The organism is Salmonella sp. SJTUF15581, assembly GCF_043356775.1.
Taxonomy (GTDB): Bacteria; Pseudomonadota; Gammaproteobacteria; order Enterobacterales; family Enterobacteriaceae; genus Salmonella; species Salmonella enterica.
This window is the reverse complement of the sequence record NZ_JBEUJY010000001.1, coordinates 322975-349593: the sequence shown is the minus strand read 5'-3', so window position 1 is coordinate 349593 and position 26619 is coordinate 322975. Positions and strand designations below refer to the sequence as shown.

Here is a 26619-nt window from a genome sequence, read left to right as displayed (position 1 = left end):
CGCGCCCATTTTTGCAGCAATCAATCTATCCCATGCAATTAACTATTGACGAATAGCTGAAAACCACTAGAATGCGCCTCCGTGGTAGTGATTCTTTTCAAGAATCGATGGTATGCGAAGGTGGCGGAATTGGTAGACGCGCTAGCTTCAGGTGTTAGTGTCCTTACGGACGTGGGGGTTCAAGTCCCCCCCCTCGCACCAAAACCACGTTGATATTGCTCGCACTGGGCGAAGGTGGCGGAATTGGTAGACGCGCTAGCTTCAGGTGTTAGTGTTCTTACGGACGTGGGGGTTCAAGTCCCCCCCCTCGCACCAACGAGGCGATATCAAAAAGTAAGATAACTGTGCGAAGGTGGCGGAATTGGTAGACGCGCTAGCTTCAGGTGTTAGTGTCCTTACGGACGTGGGGGTTCAAGTCCCCCCCCTCGCACCAATTATCTTATCCTTCCTTTTTATCTTCATTTTCATCCCTGATTCCAGTTCATCATTGCCAACATCATGCCGCCAATAAGCGCTATACACGATGGCAGCAGTACAAAATGCCGTAATTGTTTGTGATACAACATCAGCGCAGACAGTAGCAATCCTGATACAATCAACAGCTTCAGCGCATAAGCTGACAGGCCGATAAACGCCAGTCCAACGATAATCACTCCAGGCAATAACACGCCCCATCCGCTGCCTAACGTCCGCTGCAACATGGTTTCACCTCTGGAATTGATAATGATAACCAATATCATATGATATATTTTCTCATTTGTCAGCCAGAGTGAAAGCTAAAGAGATGAGTTTTACTTAACGGTTGATGACACGTATTCAGTAAGGTGATAAATTGTCCGACTGTTAACGTAAAAACAACAACACCTCGCTTTAGGCGACCTTTTCTCATACGTTATTTTCATGTTGGCGCCCGATTCCGTGTATATCACCGATAAATAACGACAATTACCCATGACAACACCATCCTGGCGGTCGCTTCGTATTAAGAAGTATCAGTTTTCTTTACGTCTTTTCTTGTTTCTCAACGCCGTGTCGGCGCTATTTACTCTCGTTTTCCCCCTTTATCAGATCAATGTATTTTGCACGCCAATGATCGGGATAGTGGTCCTGAGCGTATTACTGTTGATATGGCATGGGAAATATGGACAAAAAAGAATTAACCTCCCCTTTATCTCCCTACTCTTTGGGGGAATATGGGCGGCGCATATTGCGCTAAAGTATCCGGCGTTAGGCCATTATGATTTCTCTTTTTTATTGATTTCCCTGCTTAGCGTTCTGTTTATCGGCTCGATAGCCTTTGCCGCGAATATCGTCGCGTTTACGCTCTATTCGCTACCACCAGTCGCGGTCTGCCTGTGGCTGAACGGTAATGAACAAGGTTTGCGAATTCTCTATTTGCTGGCCCTGCCAATGGTGGGAATCGCTATTCAACATGTTATCCAGAAACGCTACGATAATTTTGCCCAACAGCTCATGTTTAAGCTGCTGGCCGAGCGGGAAACTCTCAATGGCCTGAGTATGCTTGATCCATTAACCGGCTTATATAACCGCCGTGGCCTGCAAAATCGGCTGGATACGTTACAGGCGCCGGGCAGCCATGAACACTACGTTCTGCTATTGGATATCGATCATTTCAAAGCGTATAACGATCACTACGGTCATATGATGGGCGATCAGGCGTTAATCCGCGTCTCAGCGGCAATTCGGGACGCCGTGCGATCGCGCGATGTCGTCTGCCGTTTTGGCGGGGAAGAATTTCTGGTGTTGCTGACCACCGCCGAACCACAGCAAGCCCGCGCTACCGCAGAACGTATCCGACAGGAAGTATACGATCTTAAAATCCCGCATATGTTTAACGAAAGCGTCGCCACCAATGTCACTGTCAGTATCGGCATTGCGCCCCTGACGGATCGCAATATCGGAGACGCTATCGAAAAAGCGGATAAAGCGCTCTACGAAGCCAAGCATCTTGGACGTAACCACATTCTGGTCAGCGACGACATGCGCGCCCTATGAATCCTGCAGGCGTAATCGTGCTACGCCAACAGCGTTAACCATAAACCGCTTGCCATCGTTTATCGCTATCGATAGGATTAGCAATCATTATCATTTAGATTAACATCATTAAACTGCGCTATGGCCTACCGTTCCGCACCGATTGCTGACGATATTATCTGGCGAGCTGCTCCCCAGCCGGAAGACGCCTCGCTGGCGGACGCAGTACGCGAGACGATCGCCTCTACCCGTGAGCACCTGTTGGACTTCATCCGGCTGGATGAAACACCGCCGCCAACGGCAATGACTCTTGCCCAGTGGACGCGCCCCGCGACGTTTCGTTCATTGCTGGCCGCCTATTCCGATCACATCTATCGGCACACGCCAGGCCTGGCACGTGAAAATAAGCCGTTACTCTCCCTGTGGGCGCAATGGTATATCGGGCTGATGGCGCCGCCGCTGATGCTGGCATTACTGACGCAAGCGCGCGCTATCGATGTCTCGGCAGAACATATTCACGTTGAATTTCATGAAACCGGGCGCGCCGCGTGTTTCTGGCTTGATGTGCATCAGGATAACCTGGCAACGGGGCGTTCCCCGGAAGAACGAATGGAAACGCTGATAGTCTCCGCACTACAGCCGGTCATTCAGGCGCTGGAGGCGACTGGCGACATCAACGCGAAACTTATCTGGAGCAATACCGGTTATTTAATCAACTGGTATCTGACTGAGATGAAACCGCTGCTTGGCGAAGCCCTGCTGGCAACGCTACGCCAGCGCTGTTTTTTTGAAAAGCAGCTATCCGACGGTCAGGATAACCCGCTGTGGCGGACCGTCGTAATGCGCGACGGTCTTCTGGTACGCAGAACCTGCTGCCAACGTTACCGCTTACCTGACGTACAGCAGTGCGGCGACTGCACGTTAAAGTAAACCGAGTTACGTTGCCTTCAGTTATCGTCACGGCTTACTGCTGCTGGCCTGTCACATTATTATATTTACAGCGGCGCTCTCCGTATGCCAAATTACGTTTTGCCATTTTTGGGTCTACCGTGGCTATTGGTAAGGTCTCAGGAGAGAAGAATGAGTCTGCAATCTGTACGGCAATTTCTGGCCGATCATGCTCCCGATATTGAAATTATCGAATTAAATCAAAGTACAGCGACTGTCGAGCTGGCAGCCAAAGCGCACAACGTAGAGCCAGGGCAGATAGCTAAAACGCTCTCGCTTAAAGTAAAAGACACCATTATCCTGGTGGTCGCGAAAGGCGATGCCCGCCTGGATAATAAGAAGCTTAAAACCACTTTCGGCGCAAAAGCCCGTATGTTGAGCAGCGATGAAGTGGTCAATGCAACCGGACATCCTGTCGGCGGCGTATGTCCTTTCGGGCTGGAGCACCCGCTGCCCGTTTATTGCGACATCTCTCTGAAGGGGTATAACGAAGTATTGCCTGCCGCAGGCGCCACGCACAGCGCGGTACGCATCACGCCGGAAAGAATGGCTGAACTGACATCGGCGACCTGGGTAGACGTGTGCCAATAACGTGCCTGGCCCCCGGATTCCCCGAACAAGCACGGCGCATCCGGCGCGGGCTATACCCGATGCTGGAGCGCGGTACCATCTCCGGCGCGCAGATATAACAGAATATCCGCCGCATCGAGTAACCCGGCATCAGAACTCACGCCCAGCTTGGACATCACATTAAACTTATGCGCCCGGATAGTCTTAATGTTACGTTCTAACTGGACGGCAATTTGCGGCATTGAGTAGCCGTTCGACATGAAACGCAGAATCTCCCGCTCGGTTGGACTAAGCATACAATTCTGGTGAAGTTCCCAAAGATTGTCTGTACGCTCCGTTGTCCGCCGGGCGCTATTAAGCGATGTAAATAAGGCATCCTGTAAAACATCCAACGGCGACGCTTTGCTGATGACCCCATCCAGCGGCAGTGGGGATAGCGCGCTGATTAAGCGGGCTTCAGCATCATCATCGGCAATCACCAGACGCCGCATATGGGGATAATTTATCGCCAGTTCCGTCAGGCTGGATAATCCTGTCCGGCGTTCAGTTCTTAACGCAGAAAGAGAAAAAATAACGGCAGAAAACGGCGTCTTTAGCGCAGCCTTATAAAACGCGGATGGTTTTGAAAAAATATGAAGCGTATGTCGGCAATCCGGCATTGCATCAAATAGCCCTTTAATACCAATGGTGCTCATCACGCATTTTTCTACGAGCGCAACATTTCTCTTGCTGATTCTGTTTTCCATTCCATGGTTTCTCCATATACCGAAGGTAGGTTCAATTCTCTGGCTCCCTGAGAACTGTTTATCCATGCATACATCTCTGCATTACTGTGTATTGATAAGCGTCGCATGGCGCTATTTTTTTGGGCGCTAATTGTTTTATTACTTTTTTTAAGTAACGCCGCAATTTGGTTAATGCCCCACCCTTTTCCTAAAAGGCGTAATACTTTTCGTTCAGACAGCGTAAGGACAATCGGCCTGTCGTGGGCCTGCTGAATTTCAGACGGTACCTGAGGCGATAATAACGTTTTGCTTATTCTTTCTGAGCGAGCGTTTCCCGCATGGATAACGCTAATAAGATTCTCGATTGGCTCTTCGTCTGAAAGCAAGGTGCTGACGGGCCCCATCAGGAGATCAACCGCATGTGGATAGCAGGATTTAGGAACCAGAAATACCCAATGTATGTCGCGATATTGCGAGATTAAGCTATAAAAATATTCGCAGATAGCGCGGGAAGAGGCATTGTTAACTGCTAAATCAGCAATAACTAAATTACTTCGGCGTAGCTGTAGCAGCGTTAGCTCTTCTATCGTACGACAATACGCCAGTTTATAATCGGGGAAATTACCTGTTATAGCCCCTTTAAGGCCTTCCTGTATAAGAGGGGTTTTACTGATAATAAGTCCATTTTTGCAGCATCCTGGCAGCATAATTCCTCCGCACCCACGCCGCCACTTTTCATTGCCCCATTAATAAAAACACTATTAACAATGATCGCAAAGAAATATAGGCCGAGTGGATTAATTATCCTTGTTTTATTTTTAAATATCTAACATTGATTGCGCTACAATCCACTATAGCACAAAAACATGAAATCACTATCGCATAGTTACTCATAAAACCAGAAGCAAGACAATTAAATTAACTAAATTTGCACATTAGCAATTCTAACGAAAACGCATCATATTAATAAATTTAAAATATGAGTTCGCCCTTCATTCATATTGCTGAGTCCTAAAACAAAAGCCCAACAATACTGTCTATCATCCATAAAACCCATGTAATATCTACGAATTACACTAAGTCATGCCTATTTTTACGCCCGCTGCTCACGCCATTGTGGTTAAACCATTAATGCATATAGTTGATAAAATTCACCACATCATTGATTCAAAAATGAGCGGCCAGGCTGGCATAATGCCTCTATTCTGGAAACGGACATACGAGAACCGTCGCCCATAAGGATATCCTGCCTGTGACGAAGCGCACGTCTCAGGAAGCTTATGCGTTGCGTCTGGTGGTTGACGTTTTTATCAACAAGAAATTGATCTTAACCAACGCCATCATGCCTGCGCTTCGTGTTAAAAAGAAAGCCTCTGTCATAGTGGCGGCGCATAGAATGTCTTTTCGGACAGGACGAGTCATGCAAGAAGAGCAATCAATTCAACGAGCAGTAACACGGTTATGTATTCAATGCGGGCTGCTTTTATTGCAGCACGGGGCGGAAAGCGCACTGGTTGATGAGCTTTCCACCCGCCTCGGTTTGGCGCTCGGTATGGATAGCGTCGAAAGCGCGATCTCCTCTAACGCCATTGTCCTGACGACCATTAAAGACGGACAATGTCTGACATCGACACGTAAAAACCAGGATCGCGGCATTAATATGCACGTCGTCACGGAGGTTCAGCATATCGTTATCCTCGCGGAACATCGTCTGCTGGATTACAAAGGCGTGGAAAAACGCTTTAGCCAGCTCCGCCCGCTGCGTTATCCGCGCTGGCTGGTGGCGTTTATGGTCGGTCTTTCCTGCTCCTGCTTTTGTAAGCTGAATAATGGCGGCTGGGATGGCGCGGTTATCACCTTTTTCGCCAGTATGATAGCCATGTATATCCGCCAGATGCTGGCGCAGCGGCATTTACATCCGCAGATCAATTTTTGCATTACCGCCTTTGTCGCTACCACGATTTCCGGGCTGATGCTCACCCTTCCCGCCTTTAGCCAGACGCCCACTATCGCCATGGCGGCGAGCGTACTGCTACTGGTGCCGGGCTTTCCGCTGATTAATTCCGTGGCAGATATGTTTAAAGGACATATTAATACCGGGCTGGCGCGCTGGGCTATCGCCAGCCTGTTGACACTGGCCACCTGTGTGGGCGTAGTGATGTCAATGACAGTATGGGGGCTACGAGGATGGGTATAATCGACTTTTTACTGGCGCTAATGCAGGACATGATCTTGTCTGCGATCCCCGCCGTCGGGTTTGCGATGGTCTTTAATGTTCCCCACCGGGCGCTTCCGTGGTGCGCGCTACTGGGGGCGCTGGGTCATGGCTCGCGTATGCTGATGATGAGCGCTGGCTTTAATATCGAATGGTCGACGTTTATGGCTTCGCTGCTGGTCGGCAGTATTGGTATTCAGTGGTCACGCTGGTATCTCGCTCACCCTAAAGTGTTTACCGTCGCGGCCGTGATCCCGATGTTTCCGGGGATTTCCGCCTATACCGCGATGATTTCCGCAGTAAAAATTAGCCATCTGGGCTATAGCGAACCGATGATGATTACGCTGCTGACCAATTTTCTGAAAGCCTCTTCCATTGTTGGCGCGCTCTCAATTGGCCTCTCTGTACCGGGATTATGGCTGTACCGCAAACGCCCCCGCGTGTGATCGGTGGAACGCCTCCTGCTGTTCTTACAGGTCTGTGTGGTACTATAAAAACAGTCGCCCTTCTCGGTTGTTGTTCCATATTGAGAAACATTATGTCTTCCAGAATTTTAACGTCGGACGTCATCGGTATTGACGCCCTTTTACACGATCATCATGCTGTGCTGGCGAAGTCAACGGGCGGCGCAGTGGCGGTATTCGCTAATAATGCGCCTGCCTTTTATGCCGTGACGCCTGCACGCATGGCTGAACTGCTGGCGCTTGAAGAAAAGTTATCACGTCCGGGAAGCGATGTGGCGTTAGACGCGCAATTTTACGAAGAACCCGAAGCCGCCCCCGTTGCGATTCCCTGCGGAAAATTCGCCATGTATCCCGCCTGGCAACCGGATGCGGATTTTCAGCGTCAGGCTGCCCTTTGGGGCGTGGCGCTTCGGGAGCCAGTCACCGCAGAAGAGCTGGCGGCGTTTATCGCCTACTGGCAGGCGGAAGGTAAGGTTTTTCACCATATCCAGTGGCAGCAAAAGCTGGCGCGCAGCGTGCAAATCAGCCGTTCCAGCAATGGCGGAATGCCGCAGCGCGACATCAATAGCGTCAGCGAACCTGACAATCATATTCCACCAGGTTTTAGGGGGTAACGATGAAAAATGTTGGCGACCTGATGCAGCGTCTACAAAAAATGATGCCTGCGCATATTACGCCGGCGTTTAAAACGGGCGAAGAACTACTGGCGTGGCAGAAAGAGCAAGGCGAGATCCGGGCGGCGGCGCTGGCGCGGGAAAACCGGGCGATGAAAATGCAGCGCACCTTTAACCGTTCCGGCATTCGACCGCTGCATCAAAACTGTTCGTTTGATAACTATCGGGTTGAGTGCGACGGACAAATGAACGCGTTAAGCAAAGCCCGACAGTACGTTGATGAATTTGACGGCAATATCGCCAGCTTTGTCTTTTCCGGCAAGCCGGGAACCGGTAAAAATCATCTCGCCGCGGCTATTTGTAACGAGCTGCTGCTGCGCGGAAAGTCGGTACTGATTATCACCGTAGCGGATATTATGTCAGCGATGAAAGACACGTTCAGCAATCGGGAAACCAGCGAAGAGCAGTTGCTTAACGATCTGAGTAACGTTGATCTGTTGGTGATCGACGAGATCGGCGTGCAGACCGAATCCCGCTATGAAAAAGTGATCATCAATCAAATTGTCGATCGTCGTTCCTCGTCAAAACGTCCCACCGGCATGTTGACGAACAGCAATATGGAAGAGATGACGAAAATGCTTGGCGAACGCGTCATGGACCGTATGCGTCTCGGCAACAGTTTATGGGTTAATTTTACCTGGGACAGTTACCGCAGCCGGGTGACAGGTAAAGAGTATTAAATTGCAACGTGCGCCAGGGCGATACGACGCCTGGCTGGCATAACACAGGTGATTACCATGAATACAGCGAAACATGTTCTGTGCTGCGCGGCGATCGCCAGCGTACTGATTTCCACCAGCGGTATTGCCGCCAGTCAGTTAAGCGCTCAGGGCGCGAACGCACAGCAGGGCGGGATGTCGCTTTCTGCGCTAACCGGTCTGCTCAGCAGAGGTGCCCAGTCACTCAGCGCCGATAATATGAATAATGCCGCCGGTATTTTGCAGTACTGCGCCAAACAGAAACTGGCGTCCGCTACCAACGTGGAAAACGTTAAAAATCAGATTCTGAACAAGTTGGGGTTGGATACCACACAGCAGGAGCAGGACACTAACTACCTGAACGGCCTGCAAGGGTTGCTCAAGACGAAGGACGGCCAGCAGTTGAACCTCAATAATATCGGCAGTACGCCGCTGGCGGAAAAGGTGAAAACCAAAGCTTGCGATTTGGTATTGCAGCAAGGGCTGAATTTCCTCTCCTGACTGCGTTTTTCTGACCGTGCGCCACGCCGGGACGCCCTGTTAAAAGCCGTGTTTTGGCCCTTTACCCGCCAACACGGCATTAACCCGATTTTTCTCTTCGTCTTTTCCTGTTATTAACCGCTATGGCAGGAAGTGATGCCGATCAAAAAACCAACTTTCTAAACTCATTCTAAATAGCAGCGCCGTGTAAAGTTATTAGAATTGCAGCAATGTGACATCGCTATTACATTGTTAGAAATTTTTTCCTGCCAGCGATAAGCCTGGTTTATTGAGGATCGTCAGTTGTCCGAGTTGCTCTCTGTCGCTCTGTTTCTCGCCTCTGTGCTGATATATGCCTGGAAGGCGGGCCGTAACACCTGGTGGTTTGCTGCCACTCTCACGGTGCTGGGACTTTTTGTCATTCTGAATATTACCCTGTATGCCAGCGACTATTTTACCGGCGACGGGATCAACGACGCAGTGCTTTATACGCTGACGAATAGTCTGACGGGAGCGGGAGTCGGCAAATATATTCTGCCGGGAATCGGCATTGCCCTGGCGTTAGTGGCGGTATTCGGCGCGCTGGGATGGGTACTACGCCGCCGCCGTCACCATCCTCATCATGTCGGTTACAGCCTGCTGGCGTTACTGCTGGCGTTGGGTTCGGTCGACGCCAGCCCGGCGTTTCGCCAGATTACCGAACTGGTAAAATCACAAATGCGCGATGGCGATCCGGATTTTGCCGTTTATTATAAAGAACCAGCAAAAACCATTCCTAATCCGAAGCTCAATCTGGTCTATATCTACGGCGAGAGCCTGGAACGGACCTATTTTGATAATGACGCGTTCCCCAATCTCACGCCAGAGTTGGGCGCGCTGAAAAATGAGGGGCTGGATTTCAGCCATACCATGCAACTGCCGGGAACGGATTACACCATCGCCGGGATGGTGGCTTCCCAGTGTGGTATTCCGCTGTTTGCGCCGTTTGAGGGCAATGCGTCCGCGTCGGTTTCCAGCTTCTTCCCGCAGAATATCTGCCTCGGCGACATTCTGAAAAACTCCGGCTACCAGAACTATTTCGTGCAGGGAGCTAACCTGCGTTTTGCCGGGAAAGACGTGTTCCTGAAATCACACGGATTTGATCATCTGTACGGCGCTGAAGAGCTAAAAACGGTGGTGGCGGACCCGTCTTATCGTAACGACTGGGGCTTCTACGACGATACGGTGCTTGATGAGGCATGGAAGAAATTTGAAGCGCTTTCCCGCTCAGGCCAGCGGTTTTCGCTGTTTACGCTGACCGTAGATACTCACCATCCGGATGGGTTTATCTCGCGCACCTGCAACCGCAAACGCTACGATTACGACGGTAAGCCCAACCAGTCCTTTAGCGCCGTAAGTTGCAGCCAGGAAAACATCGCCGAGTTTATCAACAAAATCAAAGCGTCACCGTGGTTTAAAGATACCGTTATCGTCGTCTCTTCCGACCATCTGGCGATGAATAATACGGCCTGGAAATACCTGAATAAGCAAGATCGCAACAATCTGTTTTTTATTCTGCGCGGCGATAAACCACAGCAGGAGACGCTGGCGGTCAAACGCAACACGATGGACAACGGCGCAACGGTGCTGGATATTCTCGGCGGCGATAATTTTATCGGTCTGGGACGTAGCAGCCTTTCCGGGCAGTCGCTGTCGGAAGTGTTCCTGAATGTAAAAGAGAAAGTGCTGGCGATGAAGCCGGATATCATTCGCCTGTGGAATTTCCCGAAAGAGATAAAAGATTTTACCGTCGATCGGGACAAAAACATGATCGCTTTTTCCGGCAGCCACTTCCGCTTACCGCTGCTGTTGCGGGTGTCGGATAAGCGCGTCGAGCCGCTGCCGGAAAGCGAATACTCCGCTCCGCTACGGTTCCAGTTGGCCGACTTCGCCCCGCGCGATAACTTCGTCTGGGTCGACCGCTGCTACAAGATGGCGCAGTTATGGGCGCCGGCGCTGGCGCTCTCCACCGACTGGTGCGTCTCGCAGGGGCAGCTTGGCGGGCAGCAAACCGTACAGCATGTCGATAAAGCGCAGTGGCAGGGTAAGACGGCGTTTAAAGACACGATGATCGATATGGAACGCTACAAAGGCAACGTCGATACCTTAAAGATTGTCGATAACGATATTCGTTATAAAGCCGATAGCTTTATCTTTAATGTCGCGGGCGCGCCGGAGGAGGTGAAGCAGTTTAGCGGCATTTCCCGGCCGGAGTCCTGGGGGCGCTGGTCAAATGCGCAGTTGGGCGATGAGGTTAAAATCGAATATAAAGCGCCGCTGCCGAAAAAGTTTGATCTGGTGATCACCGCCAAAGCCTTCGGCGACAACGCGAATCGGCCGATTCCGGTACGCGTAGGCAACGAAGAACAGACGCTGGTGCTGGGTCACGATGTGTCCACTATCACGCTGCATTTCAACAACCCGACGGACGCGAATACCTTAGTCATTGCGCCGCCCGCTCCCGTCTCCACCAACGAAGGTAATATTTTGGGCCATTCGCCGCGCAAATTGGGGATTGGCATGGTGGAGATCAAAGTGGTGAATGTTGAGGGTTAAAAGAGAAGGTCATATATGCCGGGTGGCGGCTGCGCCTTACCCGGCCTACACATCATCTTTATCAATAAACTGGCGCACAGGCCTGATAAGCGAAGCGCTATCAGGCACTGTATATGCTACACGCCCCTTTCTGTTAATAATCGAACTGACGGTAGTAGCGACGAATATCCAGACTGTGGCCGGTATATTTCTCGAAGTGCGCCGCCAGCCGATCAACCAGCAGTGTCGAGACGACGCAGGGCGCCATGATCCAGCGGAACTCATCATCAATGCCGTCCAGCGCATACGCTTTCGGATCAATCACCACCAGGTTATCGGTAATCTTACTGGCGAAGCGTTCCACGCGCTCGTCCAGCTCGCGGCATTTCCCTTCCCCTTTCACCAGAATGAGCGGAACGTCTTTTTCCAGCAGCTCCAGAGCGCCGTGGAAAAATTCCGCAGAGCTGACGGGGCGCGTGCGCTTCCACTGCATCTCTTCCAGGATACACATGGAGAACAGATAGACCTCGCCCCACATCTCCGCGCCGCCGACCCACATCATATAATCGCTGTTATGATAACGGCTGGCGATAGCGTCCGCCTGCGGATCAAATTTTTGTTTCGCTTTCAGCAGATTCGCCGGCAGAATTTCCAGTTGGCTGGCGAAGCGATCGTAACTGGCGAATTCGTTATTGCGCGACAGCACGCGGAAAAACAGCCAGTACAGCAGCATATATTCATATTCCACGCCATTTTTGTGACGCATCGGAATATGCCATGTCGCCGCCTGCGCCAGCGGAGAGTCCGCATTTTTGGTAATAGCGACTACGCGTATTCCCTGCGCTTTACACCACTCGGCGATCGCCACCGATTCTTTGGTATCGCCGGATTTAGACAGCGTAATAACCACAGAGTCTTTATTCAGCCGCTTATTTCCTTTATGAATTAATTCTGCCGCCTGCTCAACATAAACCGGCAACGTTGTTAATTCTTTGGCAAATTCATTAATTGCCATCATTGGCGCCAGTGAACCGCCAACAGAGGCGAAAAATAAAGAACTGAACCCGGCCTGATAAATCTCGTCAGCAACCTGTTCTGCCTTCTGGCGCGCAGCGATGATCTCACGAGCACTCGTCAGGTACTCGTCCTGATTAAAACCCAACATATTTTTCTCCTGATTGTTCAGATTTTACTTTTTAAAACGCGATCGAAATCGTCAAAAATGCGTACCGAAAGGTCGATGCCTTTCAGTGAGGCGATATGAAACGCCATGAGTTGTACCGGCACAATCAACAGCAATGGCGAGAAATGGTGATCAACCGCTACATCCAGCGCAAGCGTCTGGTCATCCTGCGCCGCCTTCGCCAGCGTGAGAGTAAAGGTTTTGGCGACCGCAGGCGTCATATACTCCCGTAGCGCCCTGGAGCGCGCGTCGGGCCGGTCCTCAAAGAAGAACATCACGTGTTCCGCATTGGCTTCCAGATACGGGCCGTGCATATAGGCTTCCAACTCAAACCCGCTTGAGGGAACACGTACCGTCTCGGTAAATTTAGTTTCCAACTCTTTTGCCACCCCAACCAGCGCGCCGTAGCCTGTCGCCACAAAACGCGTCCCGTTTCGTAAAACGGCCTGGTGCTGGTGAATAAACGCTTCCGTACGCACGATAACCAACGGCAGGGTTGCCGCGATACGTTGAAGCTGCGCCACATACTCCTCGACCTGCGATTCCGTCAGTCGCTGCTGCTGACGGGCAATTAACAACGCGATAAGCAACAGATTCAATACCGTCGCGCTAAATCCACGGGTAACAAAGCCGACGGACTCAATCCCGGTCAGAATATCCAGTGGATAATCACTGGCCTTGCCAAGAGGGCTTTGCGGATCGGCGGTCAAAGCGAATACCGGACGTCCCTGCGCCTGAACTTTACGCATCGCCTCCAGGGTAGAAGCGCTTTTCCCGCTCTGGGAAATAGCAATAACCATATCGGCTTGCGGATCGCTATTCTCATACTGGCTAAAGGTGTACGGCTCTTTAATATCGATAGAGATACCGCAGCGCTCAAAGAAATAACGGACGCAAAAGGCGGCATTCAATGACGATCCGGTGGCTAATATCAGGATTCGTCGTAACGTTTTTTGGCTGGCGAACCGCGATACTTCTTCCAGAGACTGGCGATGGCGTCGAATAATATTCGCCAGGACGTCAGACTCTTCGTTAATATAGGTCAGCATGGTTGGTGACATTGTGTATCCCTCTTAAAATAACCCTATCCAGGAACCGAAAATTCCCACCAGCGCAATACCGCCAATGATGGTTAACGGTTTCACTTTTTTCCCTAACAGCCAGTACACAATGGCGAAGCTAATTAACGGCAGCAGACAAGGCATGATGTCGTTAATAATGTCCTGAACATGGGTTTTCGCCTCTCCCGTACCAAACGTAATGGGAATGGTGATATCAATCATGGAGGCCGTCATCGCGCCAACCACCATCAGACCGATAATCGAGGCGCCATAGGTTAGGCTTTCCATCATTCCGCTTTGCTGAATACGTTGCAGTACGCCGGTTCCCAGCACATAGCCCCAGCGGGTAAAGAACCAGCGGGCCAGAATATGCGGTACGTTAAACACCAGCAGAAATAAAATCGGCCCCAGAATATTGCCTTTCAGCGCCAGGCTGGTACCGATGCCAGTGGCGATAAGGCGCAATGTTCCCCAGAAAAAAGAGTCGCCAATACCCGCCAGCGGCCCCATTAACGACGCTTTGACGTTATCGATAGAACTGGCGTCCATCTCTTTCTGCTGGCTATTTTTCTCCTCCATCGCCACGGTAATACCGAGGATCAACGTCACAATGTGCGGCGTGGTATTAAAGAAAGCCAGATGGCGTTTTAGCGCTTCGGAAAGATCTTCTTTTCGGCTATACAGTTTCTTTAATACCGGAATGAGCGTATAGACGAACGCCAGGTTCATTTGTCGTTCATAGTTCCAGGAAAACTCCATCTGGAATGACCGCCAGAAGACGCGGCGTAAATCACGCGCGGTGACCAGACCAGTGGTTTCCGCCTGCTGGCGGTCTTTATCAGAAATCATCTTCATCGTCATGAGACGCTCCTTGCGCAGGTGCCGGTTGCGAGGCCGCAAATTTCGGCATATTGACCATCACGACGGCGACGATCGCGCCGAGAATCGCAATACCCGTCACCGGAATTTTTAAATACGCCATTAAAACAAAACCGAGGAAAAAATAGGGGGCGACCTTTTTATTAATTAATAAGCGCGCCAGCATGGCAAAACCCAGCGCGGGAATAATACCGGTGGCAACGCTTAATCCATGTTTAATAAATTCTGGAATGGCATCCAGAAAACCTTTAACCATATTCACGCCCGCTAAATAAGAGACCGTGACGATAATCCCCAGCGTCAGAGACAGCCCAATGCCGGAGATTAAATGCATACGCTCAATGCCCCGGGTATCCCCCATCTCAGCGTAAGCATCGGCTTTATGACAGAGCAACGGAATAAACATTCCGTTATAGATATTTTTCACAATTAACGCCAGTGTCGCGATAGGCAAACCTAATAACAGCGCGGTTTCCGCCCCAGCGCCGGAATTAATCGCAAAGGCCACACCTAAAATACCGCCAGTGACCACATCCGGCGGCAGCGACGCGCCCACCGAAAAGGAACCGATAAACGCCAACTCCAGCGTCGCGCCCATCACAATTCCGGTTTCCATGTCGCCCAGCACCAGTCCGGTTAAAAGTCCGGTCACGATAGGTCTGGAAATCAGCGACGTCCCTAATGCATATTCAGACTGGGCGATAAACGCCACCAGTCCAAGTAAAAGCGCCTCTACCATAATATGTCCTCAGGAGGGTATCCGCTCAGGCAAAAAGTTGTTTACGATCGTTAGGCACCAGCCGAATTTCTATCTCTACTCCGCCAGCCGCCAGCTCCCGAAGTTGAGTCATTTCATCCGCTAACAGATTGATGGCTTTAGCAATATTCTGGCTCCCTTCACGTACCTTCGTGCCGCCTAAATTAATGCTTTTAATGTCGGGTAATTCGCGCGCCAGCCGGTACGCATCCGCCACGGATTCAACAACAATAAAAAGTTTATATTTATCGGTAACGCCGCTTTTTATCGCTTCAATTGAATCGGCAATATTTTTAATAACCAGCTTCACCGCGGGCGGCTTCGCCATTTTAATGGTGGTTTTACGCAGGTCATCATTAGGTACGCTGTCGTTGGCAATTAAAATACAGTCTGCGCCAACGTACTGCGTCCAGGAAAAGGCGACCTGTCCATGTAATAAACGATGATCCACCCGTAAAAAAACAATCATGACGCTTCCTCCCCTTAAAAATCTTTATCGCTTTGCATGGCGCTGGTGATAGTTTGATTGCAGTACTGAATATTTTCTTTTGAATCCGCTAACGCCGTCATTATGGTATGCGTGGTATTGCCATCGTTTTCCGACATAAAGAGATCGATAACCAGCGGCAGGTTAATCCCTGCCAGCAGATGAAAATTTTCCCGTGATAAATAACGGACAAATTCATTATTCACGCTGCCGGCAAAAATATCGGTCAGCGCAATAATTTCATCTTCCGGTGGGATCCGGGCAATTAGCGTATCTACCTGCTGGCTTAAATCCACGCTCTCTTCAACGTAAGCGCACAGCGTCCAGACATTTGACCGTTTGCCTAAAATCAGCTCCACGGAGTTTAAAACCCCGCTGGCCAGCGTGCCGTGGCTGGCGAAAATATAATGTCTCTTCATCCTGACCTCTAAAACACATTCCACTGTGATAAAAGAGAGCAAGCGGCGTGCCAGAAAAAGTGGCGCGCCGAAAAAAGATGCGGGTTAACAGAGGGAAATCGTTAAAACTGTTGATCTTGCTCGATAAGTTCTGTTTCGAAGGTCAGGATATTATGGATATAGCCAAGCTCGGCGGTGGGGATTTTGACACTGTAGTTACTCTCAATGACACTAAACGCTTCCCGTAGCCGATTCAGTTCCTGTTCCGGACACTGTTGTCCACTATAAGCAGTAATGCCCGCATGGCGGATCAGACGCTCAATCAGGCAACTAATATGCACATAGAGCGCCACCTTTCTTTCATTCGAGACGGTAACGCCCGCCAGATGCTCATAGCGCAGCAGAAACTGCTCAACGTGGTTGATGACTTTGCTGGTGTCGAGGATGGTGACGGATTCGATCACTCGTCGGAGCGAGAAGTTTTTCAGCAGCAGGTTGTTGATCTCCGCCACCTGCTCCGGCGTGGTCAGCGAACCAAACAGCCGCATCAGGTAGTGGTTCCCCTCGCCGGAGATCAGCGAGTCGAGCGAAATCCACGGCACGCTGGCGATGTGCGGGTCCAGCGTGCCGACTATCGCCAGTACGTCGTAGCGCATAAATACCGGCTCCTGGGTTTTATTGCTCGCCAGCATCGCATAATCGCAGGCGACGACGTCAATCTCCAGCGCCTGCGGAATACTGGCGCTCAGTAATGCGCAAAGATTTGTCGCCACACCGATACCGGTCGCGCAGGTGGTCAGTATGGCGCGCGGTTTGTTGCTTTTCGGCCAGTAGAGCTGATACTCGACCGGCACATCCCGGGCGATATCGCGGGCGATCTCTTCAATAAAATGCCCCTGTAAAATACGCTCCCCTACATACAGGGCCATGCTGGTCGAGACGTTGTTGATAATCGTCACCGGCGTGGAAAGCGCGCGATCAAAATGACGATGAATGGCCTTGAGCGATCCCATATCCACCAGAATCATCAGGCCGGAGGCGAGCGGATGCCCTTCCAGATAGCGCATCACCTGCTGCGCTATCGCCTCCGGCGTGACGTCCAGCGGCATATCGAACGATTCAAAAATCGTATTTTTCAGTAACCGGTTGGCGACGTTGGCGATACTGCTGGCTGTGGCATAGCCATGCGCCAGAATCACCGCATGCGTCACCTGTTTTTGGTTGTTAGCCCCCTGTTTATGCAGCCAAAGCGCCAGCAGCAGCATATCAATGCGTCTCGGCTCCAGATCCAGCTTCTGGCCCAGCGTCTCCAGAATTTGTAAACAGAAGCTGTACAGCAGCGGATATTTCTGGGCGAGGAAGGCGTCCAGTTGGCGGATCTGCTCGCTGTTGAGACGAGAAGGCGCCAGTGCGGTACGATGGATTAAATAGTGGCTAAGCGCGTAAATACAGTTGCCGTTAAGCTGCATATTGAAACGCTTCTCCAGACGATAAAACTCTTCCCGCACCTGGCTTGTAATTAACAGCAACCGCTGTGAGTGCACATTATCGTCGCCGGTAAAAATCAGGCGATCGAAGAGGGTCTCAATTTCATCGCCCATTCTTTTTTGTACCGTCTCCCACTCCTCTTTCCCGCTACGTACCAGTTCGTATAGCGCCAGCACATGACACTGCGTATCATGGATCATGCCCTGCATCTCGTCGCGGGCGCGCAGCAGCCAGGTAAGGTTCGTGTCGGGCGAGATGCTCACCGGCGTGTCGTCCGCCAGCGATTCATTTAGTGACGGCAATGCCGACAGCATGGCGTCCGGCAGATCGTGCAGCGACACGGTAACGGTTTCCTGCCCAGGCTTTTTCGCCCATGCCGTAGCCACCGCATACTTCACCACATTTTTCAGCTCGCCGACGTTGCCGCGATAAACATACTGATTGAGGATCTGCAACAAACGCGGTTTGAGGATAAGCGTGGCCGAAAGTTTTTTCGCCTCCGTCCAGAAAAACAGTAAGATCAGCGCCTCTTTTTCCTGGCGGCTGCGGTGCTGGAGATCCGGCAGGTTGACCTGAATCGGGATGCGTCGCAAAAATGTCGTCAGAAAGGTGCTGTGTATCTCTTCGGTCGTCGCAAATACCAGACGTACCGAAACCGGATGCCCCTGCGCGGTGTCGCCTACCCGATAAATTTCACCACGATCGAGCCAGGTAAAGAGCTTCTCCTGCCCTTCGGCGCTCAGCCGGTGGACTTCATCCAGAAATAACATGCCGCCGTCAGCCGCCTCGAACGCGCCCGGTCTGTCGCTCTGCGCGCCGGTAAACGCGCCCTTCACATAGCCAAAAAGATTCGCCGCCAGCAGTTCGGGATTGCTCGCATACTGGGCGCAATTAAAACTGATAAATGGCGCATCCGGCGACAGAAGCGCCTGGGCGATGGCATATTCGTGCATGAGCTGCGCCAGATAACTTTTCCCGGTGCCGCTTTCGCCGGTCATCAGTAGCGGCAGTCCGCCGTCGGGATAAAACAGCGCGGTTTTCAGTTGCTCAATCGGGCGCTTCAGGCTTTCGTTATGGCCAATCAACAGGGAAAAGTGATCGTCCGGCGCGCACTCCTGTTCCCCGTGCGCTAACAGCTCCGCGACGCTGGCGTATTCATTACGCGAAAGGGTAAAAAACTGTTGGCTAAATGCCTGCTTATGCAGGAAATAGACGGGACGGGTATTGATTTTGCAGAGCACGCCCTGCGCCACCAGTTGGTTCAGATAATGGCTGGCGGTATTGCGCTGCATATTAAAACGCTGCGCCAGATAGCGCGCGGTAAACACCTCACTGACATTTTCCGGATCAAAAAAATCCGTTTGGTTCATCAGGAAAGCAAGCAGGGCATCTTTGCGCATCGTATCCTCTCACGATTATCACATCAGCAATTATGATGCCGCGAAACAAGGCTCTCCTGTCGTGCGTTCTCTCGCTTTATTCATTTTTTGTGGATCACCGCACACCTTCACTCAACGTTGGATTAGCGCGCGATATCAGAAAAGAGAGGAGGAAGCGGCGCACGGCCTCGCGTATGAATCACGCTGCGCCATGCGCCTGATGCTGGTTTAAAATCGGCCTGCGCGGACTGCCAGGCCTGGTAAGCGCTACGCCATCAGGCAAAAGTGTGAACATCTCATCCGGCCTACGATCATCTGTAGGCCGACTGTTCACCATACGCCCTTAAAACGTTTCCCAATTATCGCTGCCGTCGGCCACAGCGGCCTTTGGTGACGACACGGCTGCCGGGGTTTTTACCGCAGCCACTTCACGCGCACGCTGCTGTTGCTGTTGAATACGGAACACCGCGACGGCCTGGGTCAGACGGCTGGCTTGCTCTTCCAGCGCCGCAGCCGCGGCGGCGGACTCTTCCACTAGCGAGGCGTTCTGCTGCGTTACGCGATCCATCTCCGCTACCGCCAGGCCCACCTGGTCGATACCACGACTTTGCTCGTCAGACGCCGAGGCAATCTCGCCCATGATATCGGTCACGCGGGTCACTGCATTGACGATCTCATCCATGGTTTCACCGGCGCTTTCGACCAGCGTCGAACCCACATCAACACGGCTCACGGAATCCTCAATCAGACTCTTGATCTCTCGTGCCGCCTGCGCGCTACGCTGGGCCAGATTACGGACTTCACCGGCCACCACCGCGAACCCGCGTCCCTGCTCGCCTGCGCGCGCCGCTTCTACCGCCGCATTCAGCGCCAGGATATTGGTCTGGAAAGCAATACCGTCGATTACGCTGATAATATCGGCGATTTTCTGCGAACTGGAGGCGATATCGCGCATTGTTTGTACGACGTTATCCACTACTTTGCCGCCTTTTTGCGCTGTTTCAGAGGCGCTCAATGCCAGGTGACTGGCCTGACGGGCGTTTTCGGCGTTCTGTTTCACGGTGGCGGTCAGTTGTTCCATACTGGCGGCGGTCTCTTCCAGAGACGCTGCCTGCTGCTCAGTACGGGAAGAGAGATCGTTGTTGCCCATCGCAATCTCGCTGGCGCCGCTATAGATCGCATTCGCGCCGTTACGTACATCGCCAACGGTACGCATCAGTTCACTTTGCATATGACGCAGGTTTTCAGCCAACTGCCCCATTTCGTTGGAGCCTTCCACGTCGATACGCTTCACCAGATCGCCGCTGGCGATATGACGAATGCTTTCAATCAGACGATTCATCGGGGCGATAAGCGACAGTTTGATGCCGAACCAGACGGCGATAATGACCACCAGAACGGCAATCAGCACACTGACCAGTACCCACATCGCCTGGTTGTAGGAACTGTTGTTATCCTCAACAGCAATATCGTACAGACGATCGTTTTGCTGCATATAGGCCATGTACTGCTTCTCAAAAGCGTCCTGATAGCTTTGAGTCGGTTGATCAAAAAACTCGTTAATCTTACCCGCGCCAAGAAGCTGAATAAGCTCCGCCAACGCGCCGTGGTAGATATCATAGGTTCGTTTGATCTCAAGGAAAGCCGCTTCACTCTGACGTGGATCGCGCGGTAACGCCTCATACTGCTCCCAGTTTTTTTCGGTCAGCTTCAGCGTATTGGTCGCCCCCTGCATCAGTTCAGCGACAGTTGCGCCGCTGCCAATATTGCTCTGGTCCATCATCCAGCGGATACCCGCGCGATTCAGGGTATTACGCGTTTGCAACAGCTCCACCCAGGTTGCATTCAGGGCAGACTGCTGCTGACGAATAGTTTGCAATACGGTGAAGTTTTCTTTGTCATTCTTCAGCGAGTTGAAGAACAGCCCGCCGGATGTCAGTTGTAAAAGGCCAAATAGCGCCAATACCAGCAGTAAGCTGGTAACAATTTTAATTCGCTTTAACATGTTTTCTCTTTCCGCTAGACAGATACAGAATTTTCGGCCTGGAAAGGGAAAACTTTATGGGATGCGCGCCATTAATATCACGATTAGCTCAGTTAAGTCGTTATGACGCCCCGCGCAACAAGGATCGTCCCATTTTATATCGTGATCTCAATCACATAAAATAGCCCACGCCCTCCTCCGCGAAACCGCTTACCGGTACGTCCGACCGCTTAAACCGCCATACAACCACTCACTGATTTACCTAACTTTACGCGCGCGATGATCTGGCAAGATCCTCTCAGCATAGCAGTCAATTTACCTCCTCAAACACGAACTCAATGTCCACCCAGCTTCGGCTGATAATTAAACTTACAACCAGGTTTTACTATGGATACGAAAAAGATATTCAAGCACATACCCTGGGTGATTCTCGGAATCATCGGTGCTTTCTGCCTCTCGGTCGTTGCCCTACGTCGGGGTGAACACGTGAGCGCCCTGTGGATCGTGGTCGCTTCCGTTTCCGTCTATCTGGTGGCTTACCGCTACTACAGCCTGTATATCGCCCAGAAGGTCATGAAACTCGACCCGACGCGCGCGACGCCGGCGGTTATCAATAACGACGGCCTGAACTACGTGCCGACTAACCGCTACGTGCTGTTTGGTCACCACTTCGCCGCCATCGCCGGCGCAGGTCCGCTGGTCGGGCCGGTATTGGCTGCGCAGATGGGCTATCTGCCGGGGACACTGTGGTTACTGGCGGGCGTGGTGCTCGCGGGCGCAGTGCAGGACTTTATGGTGCTGTTCATCTCTTCCCGCCGTAACGGCGCCTCTCTTGGCGAGATGATCAAAGAAGAGATGGGTACCGTTCCAGGCACCATCGCGCTGTTCGGCTGCTTCTTAATCATGATCATCATCCTCGCGGTGCTGGCATTAATCGTGGTTAAAGCGCTGGCCGAAAGCCCGTGGGGCGTCTTCACCGTCTGCTCCACGGTGCCGATTGCGCTGTTTATGGGCATCTACATGCGCTTCCTGCGTCCGGGACGCGTAGGCGAAGTCTCCGTTATTGGTATCGTGCTGCTGGTGGCGTCTATTTACTTCGGCGGCGTGATTGCCCACGACCCGTACTGGGGCCCGGCGCTGACCTTTAAAGACACCACCATTACCTTCGCGCTGATCGGCTACGCCTTTGTTTCCGCGCTGCTGCCGGTATGGCTGATCCTTGCCCCGCGCGACTATCTCGCTACCTTCCTGAAAATCGGCGTGATCGTCGGTCTGGCGCTGGGGATTGTGATCCTCAACCCGGAACTGAAAATGCCGGCATTGACGCAATATGTCGACGGTACTGGCCCGCTGTGGAAAGGCGCTCTGTTCCCGTTCCTGTTCATCACCATCGCCTGTGGCGCCGTCTCTGGCTTCCACGCGCTCATCTCTTCCGGTACCACGCCGAAACTGCTGGCCTGTGAGACCGATGCGCGTTTTATCGGCTACGGCGCGATGCTGATGGAGTCCTTTGTTGCGGTGATGGCGCTGGTGGCGGCCTCGATCATTGAACCGGGTCTCTACTTCGCGATGAACACCCCGCCGGCAGGTCTGGGCATTACCATGCCAAACCTGCACGAGATGGGGGGCGAAAACGCGCCGCTGATTATGGCGCAGTTGAAAGACGTTACCGCACATGCGGCGGCGACCGTCAGCTCCTGGGGCTTTGTGATTTCCCCGGAACAAATCCTGCAAACTGCGAAAGATATCGGTGAACCGTCAGTATTGAACCGCGCAGGCGGCGCGCCAACGCTGGCAGTAGGTATCGCGCACGTGTTCCACAAAGTCCTGCCGATGGCGGATATGGGCTTCTGGTATCACTTCGGTATTCTGTTCGAAGCGCTGTTTATCCTGACCGCACTGGATGCGGGTACCCGTTCCGGCCGCTTTATGTTGCAAGATTTACTGGGTAACTTCGTCCCGTTCCTGAAAAAAACCGATTCTCTGGTCGCGGGTATCATCGGTACCGCAGGCTGCGTCGGTTTGTGGGGCTATCTGCTGTATCAGGGCGTGGTCGACCCGCTGGGCGGCGTGAAGAGCCTGTGGCCGCTGTTCGGTATCTCTAACCAGATGCTGGCCGCCGTGGCGCTGGTGTTGAGCACCGTGGTACTGATCAAAATGCAGCGCACCAAGTACATCTGGGTGACGGTAATCCCGGCGGTATGGCTGCTGATCTGCACCACCTGGGCACTGGGTCTGAAACTGTTCAGCGCCAACCCACAGATGGAAGGTTTCTTCTACATGGCAAACCTGTATAAAGAGAAGATTGCCAACGGCACCAACCTGACCGCGCAGCAGATTGCCAATATGAACCATATCGTGGTGAACAACTACACTAACGCTGGTTTGAGTATTCTGTTCCTGGTGGTGGTGTACAGTATTATCTTCTACGGTTTCACCACCTGGATGAAGGTACGCAACAGCGATAAACGTACCGACAAAGAAACCCCGTATGTGCCCGTGCCGGAGGGCGGCGTGAAGATCTCTTCACACCACTAAAACTGATGCCGGGTAGCGCACAGCGATCCCGGCTAGTGTAGGCCGGATAAGGCGCAAGCCGCCATCCGGCTTTATTCATTAACAGGACGGCAGAATGTTTGATACTTTAGGTCAGGCAAAAAAATATCTCGGCCAGGCGGCAAAAATGTTGATTGGTATTCCGGACTACGACAACTATGTCGAGCACATGAAAACCAACCATCCCGACAAGCCGTACATGACCTATGAAGAGTTCTTCCGCGAACGTCAGCAAGCACGTTACGGCGGCGATGGCAAAGGCGGTATGCGCTGTTGTTAATGGAGAGACTATGACCCCGATTGCAGTTACCCTACTTACCGGTTTTCTTGGTGCCGGCAAAACCACCCTACTACGCCATATCCTCAACGAACAACATGGTTTTAAAATCGCCGTTATCGAAAACGAATTTGGCGAAGTCTCCGTTGACGATCAACTGATTGGCGATCGCGCCACACAGATCAAAACCCTGACTAACGGCTGCATCTGCTGTACCCGCTCCAACGAGCTGGAAGATGCGCTATTAGACCTGCTCGACAGCCGCGACCGCGGCGATATTGCTTTCGACCGCCTGGTGATTGAATGCACCGGCATGGCCGACCCCGGCCCGATTATTCAGACCTTTTTCTCCCATGACGTATTATGCGAACGCTACCTGTTAGACGGCGTGATTGCGCTGGTCGACGCGGTGCACGCTAACGAGCAGATGAACCAGTTCACCATCGCCCAGTCGCAGATAGGCTACGCCGACCGTATCCTGCTGACCAAAACCGACGTGGCAGGCGACAGCGAGAAACTGCGCGAGCGGCTGGCGCGTATCAACGCCCGCGCCCCGGTTTATACCGTGGTACACGGCGATATTGACCTGAGTCAGTTGTTTAATACCAGCGGCTTTATGCTGGAAGAGAACGTGCTGGCAAGCCAACCGCGTTTCCACTTTATTGCCGATAAACAGAACGATGTGTCGTCAATTGTGGTGGAGCTGGATTACCCGGTGGATATCAGCGAGGTTTCGCGGGTGATGGAAAACCTGCTGCTGGAATCAGCGGATAAACTGCTGCGTTACAAAGGGATGCTGTGGATCGACGGCGAACCCAACCGCCTGCTGTTCCAGGGCGTGCAGCGTCTCTACAGCGCCGACTGGGACAGACCGTGGGGCGACGAAACGCCGCACAGCACGCTGGTATTTATCGGGATCCAGTTGCCGGAAGACGAGATTAGAACGGCATTTGCGGGGTTAAGGAAGTAACCATTAAGCGCTTATCTGGCCTGGCGGGAATTTGTAGGCCGGATAAGGCGCAGCCGCCATCCGGCATCTTCGGGCTATTTCTTATTTTGCTCGCGCAGCATCGCCTCGCGCAGAATGGCATTGAGCCGCGTCTGGTAGCCTTTTCCTGGCCGTTTCAGCCACTCCATCACATCGGCGTCAATACGCACCGAGGCCTGAGTTTTTAACGGGCGAAAAAACTTACCACGCACTGCTTCAGACCACTGCCCATCCTCCGAAGCGGGAATGTCGCTGTAATCAATCTCATCATCTGATTTTTTCACCAGCGCCTTCAGTTCAGCCTCATGCTGAGCACTCAGCGCGGATGCGTTGCCGCGTTTATGTTTAACCATGCTCATAACGATTCCTCTCTTTTCTGTCTGCCTTGCGGGCGCTGATGATACGGATAACTTCAAAACCACTTTCGAACCGAACGCTATGAGCAACCAGAATGACCACAATGCCATGGACAAGGCCGAGGGTCTGCCAACGATATTCTCCATTCTCATAACGCTCCTGACGTGACAGGTGTCGGGGATCGTCAAACACCAGTACCGCATCCTCAAAGCGGACACCGTGCTTCCTCAGGTTGCTTTTAGCCTTGTTCGCATCCCATTCAAACTCCATCGGCATGTGTTTTCCCTAATTGTACATACAAAAATGTATATACAATTATCTTACGATTATACCTGGATTGTTGGAAATAGCTTCACAATTTGCGTATTCGAGATAAAAGGAAATTGACCAGAAGAGTAGGCCGCAGAAGGCGCAGCCGCTATCCGGCATGGGTTTAGGCTGATACGCAGCCATAGAAAGTCACGTGATTTCTGGGAGAGAGGAAACACAGGTGCCCACAACGTGGTCCATCTCAATTACCCGCAATCAGGTTCCAGCGTTACCACTACTCAAAGTAATCCATATCGAGCTTTGGCAACTTGAGTAAACGTGAGGATACGCCAATATCATTATCAATCATCAGATGCACCAGCCTGTCGCCATCCACCAGCACCAGACCTTCAACTTTGTTAGCATAGTCTCTGGCATGCGCCGTAAAGCCTGAGGTGGTAATAAAGACGCCACGTTTCACTTTCTGCTCAGGCAATGCACCATAAAAGCCCCTGACTTCAGCGCTCCCAATGGTGCCTTTCCAGCGTTTGGCCTGAACGTAGACTTTTTCCAGCCCGAGCTTATCGAGAGAGATAATACCGTCAATGCCGCCATCGCCGGTTCCCCCTACGCGCTGCAAATCACCGCGATGGCCGCCATATCCCAGGCGGTGCAACACATCTAACACAATCACTTCAAAACGCGCCGGCGAAACCTGAAGCAGGTTCTCCAGCAATTCTTCGGCAACAGATTCACGAATCTCATTGAGCGCTTGCTCCAGGCGATCGTCCGGGCTGCTTCTGGCAAGCTCATCATCCTCAATCGATTCTGGCTGTGGATCTAACGCCACCGCGTCTGCCGGCTTACTGAGCTTTACGCCGTTAAAATCACAAGCAAAATGACTCACTTCCTGCTCGGTCATCGGCTGCGGATGCGAGGCAACCCAGCTCATTCCCGCTGGTGTTAAACACCATTTTCCCCGGGATAGGCTCTGCGATAACCCGGCGCGTTTGAGACGATCGTGCGCCCAACCGGTGCGGTTCTGGTACGTCAGTTGTCCACTGGTAATCACCTCTGCACGCTGCTGCTCATTTAACCCAAGCATTTCGGCTGCAGCTTCACGCACTTCTCTGACCAAAGCGCCCTCGGGTCGAGTGGCCAGAAAACGCAACACTGGTTCAATAAATTTGTCATATGTTGGAACAGCCATAAATCCATCCCTGCTATTGATAT

Annotated in this window: 26 protein-coding genes, 3 tRNA genes and 1 pseudogene; 16 read left to right on the top strand and 14 right to left on the bottom strand. The window is 52.0% G+C overall.

Annotated elements, in window-relative coordinates; translation table 11 throughout:
• Positions 1–114 precede the first annotated feature (114 nt).
• From ABVN36_RS01640 to ABVN36_RS01630, 3 genes are all read left to right on the top strand, one after another.
• Positions 115–201: transfer RNA gene (locus ABVN36_RS01640), tRNA-Leu, on the top strand.
• Positions 202–228: 27 nt separating this feature from the next.
• Positions 229–315 (top strand) — tRNA-Leu (locus ABVN36_RS01635).
• Positions 316–346: 31 nt separating this feature from the next.
• Positions 347–433 (top strand) — tRNA-Leu (locus ABVN36_RS01630).
• A gap of 31 nt (positions 434–464) precedes the next feature.
• On the opposite strand, the gene ABVN36_RS01625 is transcribed toward ABVN36_RS01630, so the two are convergent.
• Positions 465–701 (bottom strand): DUF1435 domain-containing protein, encoded by a 237-nt coding sequence (locus ABVN36_RS01625; RefSeq protein ID WP_000941878.1) that lies wholly within the window; start codon positions 699–701, stop codon positions 465–467.
• 250 nt (positions 702–951) lie between these two features.
• Between ABVN36_RS01625 and ABVN36_RS01620 the strand changes: the two genes are divergently transcribed.
• From ABVN36_RS01620 to ABVN36_RS01610, 3 genes are all read left to right on the top strand, one after another.
• Positions 952–2016, top strand: a complete 1065-nt coding sequence (locus ABVN36_RS01620; protein WP_000211207.1) for a GGDEF domain-containing protein — start codon at positions 952–954, stop codon at positions 2014–2016.
• A 120-nt stretch (positions 2017–2136) separates the two neighbouring features.
• Positions 2137–2925, top strand: a complete 789-nt coding sequence (gene fhuF, locus ABVN36_RS01615) for a siderophore-iron reductase FhuF (RefSeq protein ID WP_000331526.1) — start codon at positions 2137–2139, stop codon at positions 2923–2925.
• 150 nt (positions 2926–3075) lie between these two features.
• Entirely contained in the window at positions 3076–3534 is a 459-nt protein-coding gene (locus ABVN36_RS01610; protein ID WP_000058276.1) for a YbaK/EbsC family protein, read from the top strand.
• Between the two features lie 50 nt (positions 3535–3584).
• Here the strand turns inward: ABVN36_RS01610 and bglJ are convergent, their stop codons facing one another.
• A complete protein-coding gene (gene bglJ, locus ABVN36_RS01605) occupies positions 3585–4259 on the bottom strand; it encodes a DNA-binding transcriptional activator BglJ (protein ID WP_000431547.1) in 675 nt (224 codons plus the stop codon).
• Entirely contained in the window at positions 4220–4945 is a 726-nt protein-coding gene (locus tag ABVN36_RS01600; protein WP_000936665.1) for a response regulator transcription factor, read from the bottom strand. Before ABVN36_RS01600 ends, bglJ begins: the two co-directional genes overlap by 40 nt.
• Positions 4946–5658: 713 nt before the next feature.
• On the opposite strand from ABVN36_RS01600, the gene ABVN36_RS01595 reads away from it, so the two are divergent.
• The 6 genes from ABVN36_RS01595 (at position 5659) to opgB (ending at position 11364) form a co-directional block, all read left to right on the top strand.
• Positions 5659–6435: a threonine/serine exporter ThrE family protein gene (locus ABVN36_RS01595; RefSeq protein WP_001727653.1), complete on the top strand. Its 777-nt coding sequence runs from the start codon at positions 5659–5661 to the stop codon at positions 6433–6435.
• Positions 6426–6899 (top strand): threonine/serine exporter, encoded by a 474-nt coding sequence (locus ABVN36_RS01590; RefSeq protein WP_000511329.1) that lies wholly within the window; start codon positions 6426–6428, stop codon positions 6897–6899. The genes ABVN36_RS01595 and ABVN36_RS01590 overlap by 10 nt, the downstream gene beginning before the upstream one ends.
• A 92-nt stretch (positions 6900–6991) precedes the next feature.
• Positions 6992–7531, top strand: coding sequence for a primosomal protein DnaT (gene dnaT, locus ABVN36_RS01585; RefSeq protein ID WP_000098573.1), 540 nt, complete (start codon positions 6992–6994; stop codon positions 7529–7531).
• 2 nt (positions 7532–7533) lie between these two features.
• The gene (gene dnaC, locus ABVN36_RS01580; RefSeq protein WP_000799924.1) at positions 7534–8271 is read left to right on the top strand and encodes a DNA replication protein DnaC; all 738 of its coding nucleotides are present in this window, start codon (positions 7534–7536) and stop codon (positions 8269–8271) included.
• Between the two features lie 57 nt (positions 8272–8328).
• Positions 8329–8790, top strand: coding sequence for a DUF2501 domain-containing protein (locus ABVN36_RS01575; RefSeq protein ID WP_001090314.1), 462 nt, complete (start codon positions 8329–8331; stop codon positions 8788–8790).
• A gap of 282 nt (positions 8791–9072) precedes the next feature.
• Positions 9073–11364 carry a phosphatidylglycerol--membrane-oligosaccharide glycerophosphotransferase gene (gene opgB / locus ABVN36_RS01570; protein WP_023138455.1) on the top strand — a complete coding sequence of 764 codons (2292 nt, stop codon included), beginning with the start codon at positions 9073–9075 and terminating at the stop codon, positions 11362–11364.
• 133 nt (positions 11365–11497) lie between these two features.
• On the opposite strand, the gene ABVN36_RS01565 is transcribed toward opgB, so the two are convergent.
• From ABVN36_RS01565 to ABVN36_RS01535, 7 genes are all read right to left on the bottom strand, one after another.
• The gene (locus ABVN36_RS01565; protein ID WP_023138456.1) at positions 11498–12508 is read right to left on the bottom strand and encodes an SIS domain-containing protein; all 1011 of its coding nucleotides are present in this window, start codon (positions 12506–12508) and stop codon (positions 11498–11500) included.
• 17 nt (positions 12509–12525) lie between these two features.
• Positions 12526–13587 (bottom strand): SIS domain-containing protein, encoded by a 1062-nt coding sequence (locus tag ABVN36_RS01560; RefSeq protein WP_023138457.1) that lies wholly within the window; start codon positions 13585–13587, stop codon positions 12526–12528.
• A 12-nt stretch (positions 13588–13599) separates the two neighbouring features.
• Positions 13600–14448: a PTS system mannose/fructose/sorbose family transporter subunit IID gene (locus ABVN36_RS01555; RefSeq protein WP_000178067.1), complete on the bottom strand. Its 849-nt coding sequence runs from the start codon at positions 14446–14448 to the stop codon at positions 13600–13602.
• Positions 14426–15205, bottom strand: a complete 780-nt coding sequence (locus tag ABVN36_RS01550) for a PTS mannose/fructose/sorbose/N-acetylgalactosamine transporter subunit IIC (RefSeq protein WP_000228863.1) — start codon at positions 15203–15205, stop codon at positions 14426–14428. Before ABVN36_RS01550 ends, ABVN36_RS01555 begins: the two co-directional genes overlap by 23 nt.
• A 25-nt stretch (positions 15206–15230) precedes the next feature.
• Positions 15231–15692 carry a PTS system mannose/fructose/N-acetylgalactosamine-transporter subunit IIB gene (locus ABVN36_RS01545; protein ID WP_000634729.1) on the bottom strand — a complete coding sequence of 154 codons (462 nt, stop codon included), beginning with the start codon at positions 15690–15692 and terminating at the stop codon, positions 15231–15233.
• Positions 15693–15706: 14 nt separating this feature from the next.
• Positions 15707–16129, bottom strand: a complete 423-nt coding sequence (locus ABVN36_RS01540) for a PTS sugar transporter subunit IIA (protein ID WP_000820693.1) — start codon at positions 16127–16129, stop codon at positions 15707–15709.
• A gap of 101 nt (positions 16130–16230) precedes the next feature.
• Positions 16231–18996, bottom strand: a complete 2766-nt coding sequence (locus tag ABVN36_RS01535; RefSeq protein ID WP_023138458.1) for a sigma 54-interacting transcriptional regulator — start codon at positions 18994–18996, stop codon at positions 16231–16233.
• Between the two features lie 136 nt (positions 18997–19132).
• Here ABVN36_RS01535 and ABVN36_RS01530 point away from each other — a divergent pair.
• Positions 19133–19207 (top strand): annotated as a pseudogene (locus ABVN36_RS01530) (GNAT family N-acetyltransferase); the annotation flags it as partial.
• 111 nt (positions 19208–19318) lie between these two features.
• Here the strand turns inward: ABVN36_RS01530 and tsr are convergent.
• Positions 19319–20980 carry a methyl-accepting chemotaxis protein gene (gene tsr, locus ABVN36_RS01525; protein ID WP_017465681.1) on the bottom strand — a complete coding sequence of 554 codons (1662 nt, stop codon included), beginning with the start codon at positions 20978–20980 and terminating at the stop codon, positions 19319–19321.
• A gap of 366 nt (positions 20981–21346) precedes the next feature.
• Between tsr and btsT the strand changes: the two genes are divergently transcribed.
• The 3 genes from btsT (at position 21347) to yjiA (ending at position 24762) form a co-directional block, all read left to right on the top strand.
• Positions 21347–23497, top strand: a complete 2151-nt coding sequence (gene btsT, locus ABVN36_RS01520) for a pyruvate/proton symporter BtsT (protein WP_000379928.1) — start codon at positions 21347–21349, stop codon at positions 23495–23497.
• A gap of 94 nt (positions 23498–23591) precedes the next feature.
• Complete coding sequence (locus ABVN36_RS01515) at positions 23592–23795, top strand: YbdD/YjiX family protein (protein ID WP_000460616.1); 204 nt, start codon at positions 23592–23594, stop codon at positions 23793–23795.
• 10 nt (positions 23796–23805) lie between these two features.
• Positions 23806–24762 carry a GTPase gene (yjiA, locus tag ABVN36_RS01510; RefSeq protein ID WP_000187840.1) on the top strand — a complete coding sequence of 319 codons (957 nt, stop codon included), beginning with the start codon at positions 23806–23808 and terminating at the stop codon, positions 24760–24762.
• Positions 24763–24836: 74 nt separating this feature from the next.
• Here the strand turns inward: yjiA and ABVN36_RS01505 are convergent, their stop codons facing one another.
• The 3 genes from ABVN36_RS01505 to ABVN36_RS01495 all read right to left on the bottom strand — a co-directional run bounded on the left by ABVN36_RS01505 (position 24837) and on the right by ABVN36_RS01495 (position 26596).
• Entirely contained in the window at positions 24837–25139 is a 303-nt protein-coding gene (locus ABVN36_RS01505; protein WP_000063143.1) for a BrnA antitoxin family protein, read from the bottom strand.
• On the bottom strand, positions 25126–25413 hold the full coding sequence (locus ABVN36_RS01500) for a BrnT family toxin (RefSeq protein ID WP_001131963.1): 288 nt from the start codon (positions 25411–25413) through the stop codon (positions 25126–25128). Before ABVN36_RS01500 ends, ABVN36_RS01505 begins: the two co-directional genes overlap by 14 nt.
• A gap of 268 nt (positions 25414–25681) precedes the next feature.
• Positions 25682–26596, bottom strand: coding sequence for a restriction endonuclease (locus ABVN36_RS01495; RefSeq protein ID WP_023138517.1), 915 nt, complete (start codon positions 26594–26596; stop codon positions 25682–25684).
• Between the last annotated feature and the right edge of the window lie 23 nt (positions 26597–26619).

Excerpts from the sequence above, each read along its gene's own strand:
- ABVN36_RS01515 (WP_000460616.1), top strand. The coding sequence starts at position 23,592 with ATGTTTGATACTTTAGGTCAGGCAAAAAAATATCTCGGCCAGGCGGCA.
- dnaT (WP_000098573.1), top strand. The coding sequence starts at position 6,992 with ATGTCTTCCAGAATTTTAACGTCGGACGTCATCGGTATTGACGCCCTT.
- btsT (WP_000379928.1), top strand. The coding sequence starts at position 21,347 with ATGGATACGAAAAAGATATTCAAGCACATACCCTGGGTGATTCTCGGA.
- ABVN36_RS01495 (WP_023138517.1), bottom strand. The coding sequence starts at position 26,596 with ATGGCTGTTCCAACATATGACAAATTTATTGAACCAGTGTTGCGTTTT.
- ABVN36_RS01535 (WP_023138458.1), bottom strand. The coding sequence starts at position 18,996 with ATGCGCAAAGATGCCCTGCTTGCTTTCCTGATGAACCAAACGGATTTT.
- ABVN36_RS01565 (WP_023138456.1), bottom strand. The coding sequence starts at position 12,508 with ATGTTGGGTTTTAATCAGGACGAGTACCTGACGAGTGCTCGTGAGATC.
- fhuF (WP_000331526.1), top strand. The coding sequence starts at position 2,137 with ATGGCCTACCGTTCCGCACCGATTGCTGACGATATTATCTGGCGAGCT.
- ABVN36_RS01600 (WP_000936665.1), bottom strand. The coding sequence starts at position 4,945 with ATGCTGCCAGGATGCTGCAAAAATGGACTTATTATCAGTAAAACCCCT.
- ABVN36_RS01545 (WP_000634729.1), bottom strand. The coding sequence starts at position 15,692 with ATGATTGTTTTTTTACGGGTGGATCATCGTTTATTACATGGACAGGTC.
- ABVN36_RS01560 (WP_023138457.1), bottom strand. The coding sequence starts at position 13,587 with ATGTCACCAACCATGCTGACCTATATTAACGAAGAGTCTGACGTCCTG.
- ABVN36_RS01575 (WP_001090314.1), top strand. The coding sequence starts at position 8,329 with ATGAATACAGCGAAACATGTTCTGTGCTGCGCGGCGATCGCCAGCGTA.
- dnaC (WP_000799924.1), top strand. The coding sequence starts at position 7,534 with ATGAAAAATGTTGGCGACCTGATGCAGCGTCTACAAAAAATGATGCCT.
- ABVN36_RS01620 (WP_000211207.1), top strand. The coding sequence starts at position 952 with ATGACAACACCATCCTGGCGGTCGCTTCGTATTAAGAAGTATCAGTTT.
- ABVN36_RS01550 (WP_000228863.1), bottom strand. The coding sequence starts at position 15,205 with ATGGTAGAGGCGCTTTTACTTGGACTGGTGGCGTTTATCGCCCAGTCT.
- tsr (WP_017465681.1), bottom strand. The coding sequence starts at position 20,980 with ATGTTAAAGCGAATTAAAATTGTTACCAGCTTACTGCTGGTATTGGCG.
- ABVN36_RS01625 (WP_000941878.1), bottom strand. The coding sequence starts at position 701 with ATGTTGCAGCGGACGTTAGGCAGCGGATGGGGCGTGTTATTGCCTGGA.
- ABVN36_RS01500 (WP_001131963.1), bottom strand. The coding sequence starts at position 25,413 with ATGCCGATGGAGTTTGAATGGGATGCGAACAAGGCTAAAAGCAACCTG.
- ABVN36_RS01540 (WP_000820693.1), bottom strand. The coding sequence starts at position 16,129 with ATGAAGAGACATTATATTTTCGCCAGCCACGGCACGCTGGCCAGCGGG.
- ABVN36_RS01595 (WP_001727653.1), top strand. The coding sequence starts at position 5,659 with ATGCAAGAAGAGCAATCAATTCAACGAGCAGTAACACGGTTATGTATT.
- ABVN36_RS01505 (WP_000063143.1), bottom strand. The coding sequence starts at position 25,139 with ATGAGCATGGTTAAACATAAACGCGGCAACGCATCCGCGCTGAGTGCT.
- ABVN36_RS01590 (WP_000511329.1), top strand. The coding sequence starts at position 6,426 with ATGGGTATAATCGACTTTTTACTGGCGCTAATGCAGGACATGATCTTG.
- bglJ (WP_000431547.1), bottom strand. The coding sequence starts at position 4,259 with ATGGAAAACAGAATCAGCAAGAGAAATGTTGCGCTCGTAGAAAAATGC.
- ABVN36_RS01610 (WP_000058276.1), top strand. The coding sequence starts at position 3,076 with ATGAGTCTGCAATCTGTACGGCAATTTCTGGCCGATCATGCTCCCGAT.
- yjiA (WP_000187840.1), top strand. The coding sequence starts at position 23,806 with ATGACCCCGATTGCAGTTACCCTACTTACCGGTTTTCTTGGTGCCGGC.
- ABVN36_RS01555 (WP_000178067.1), bottom strand. The coding sequence starts at position 14,448 with ATGACGATGAAGATGATTTCTGATAAAGACCGCCAGCAGGCGGAAACC.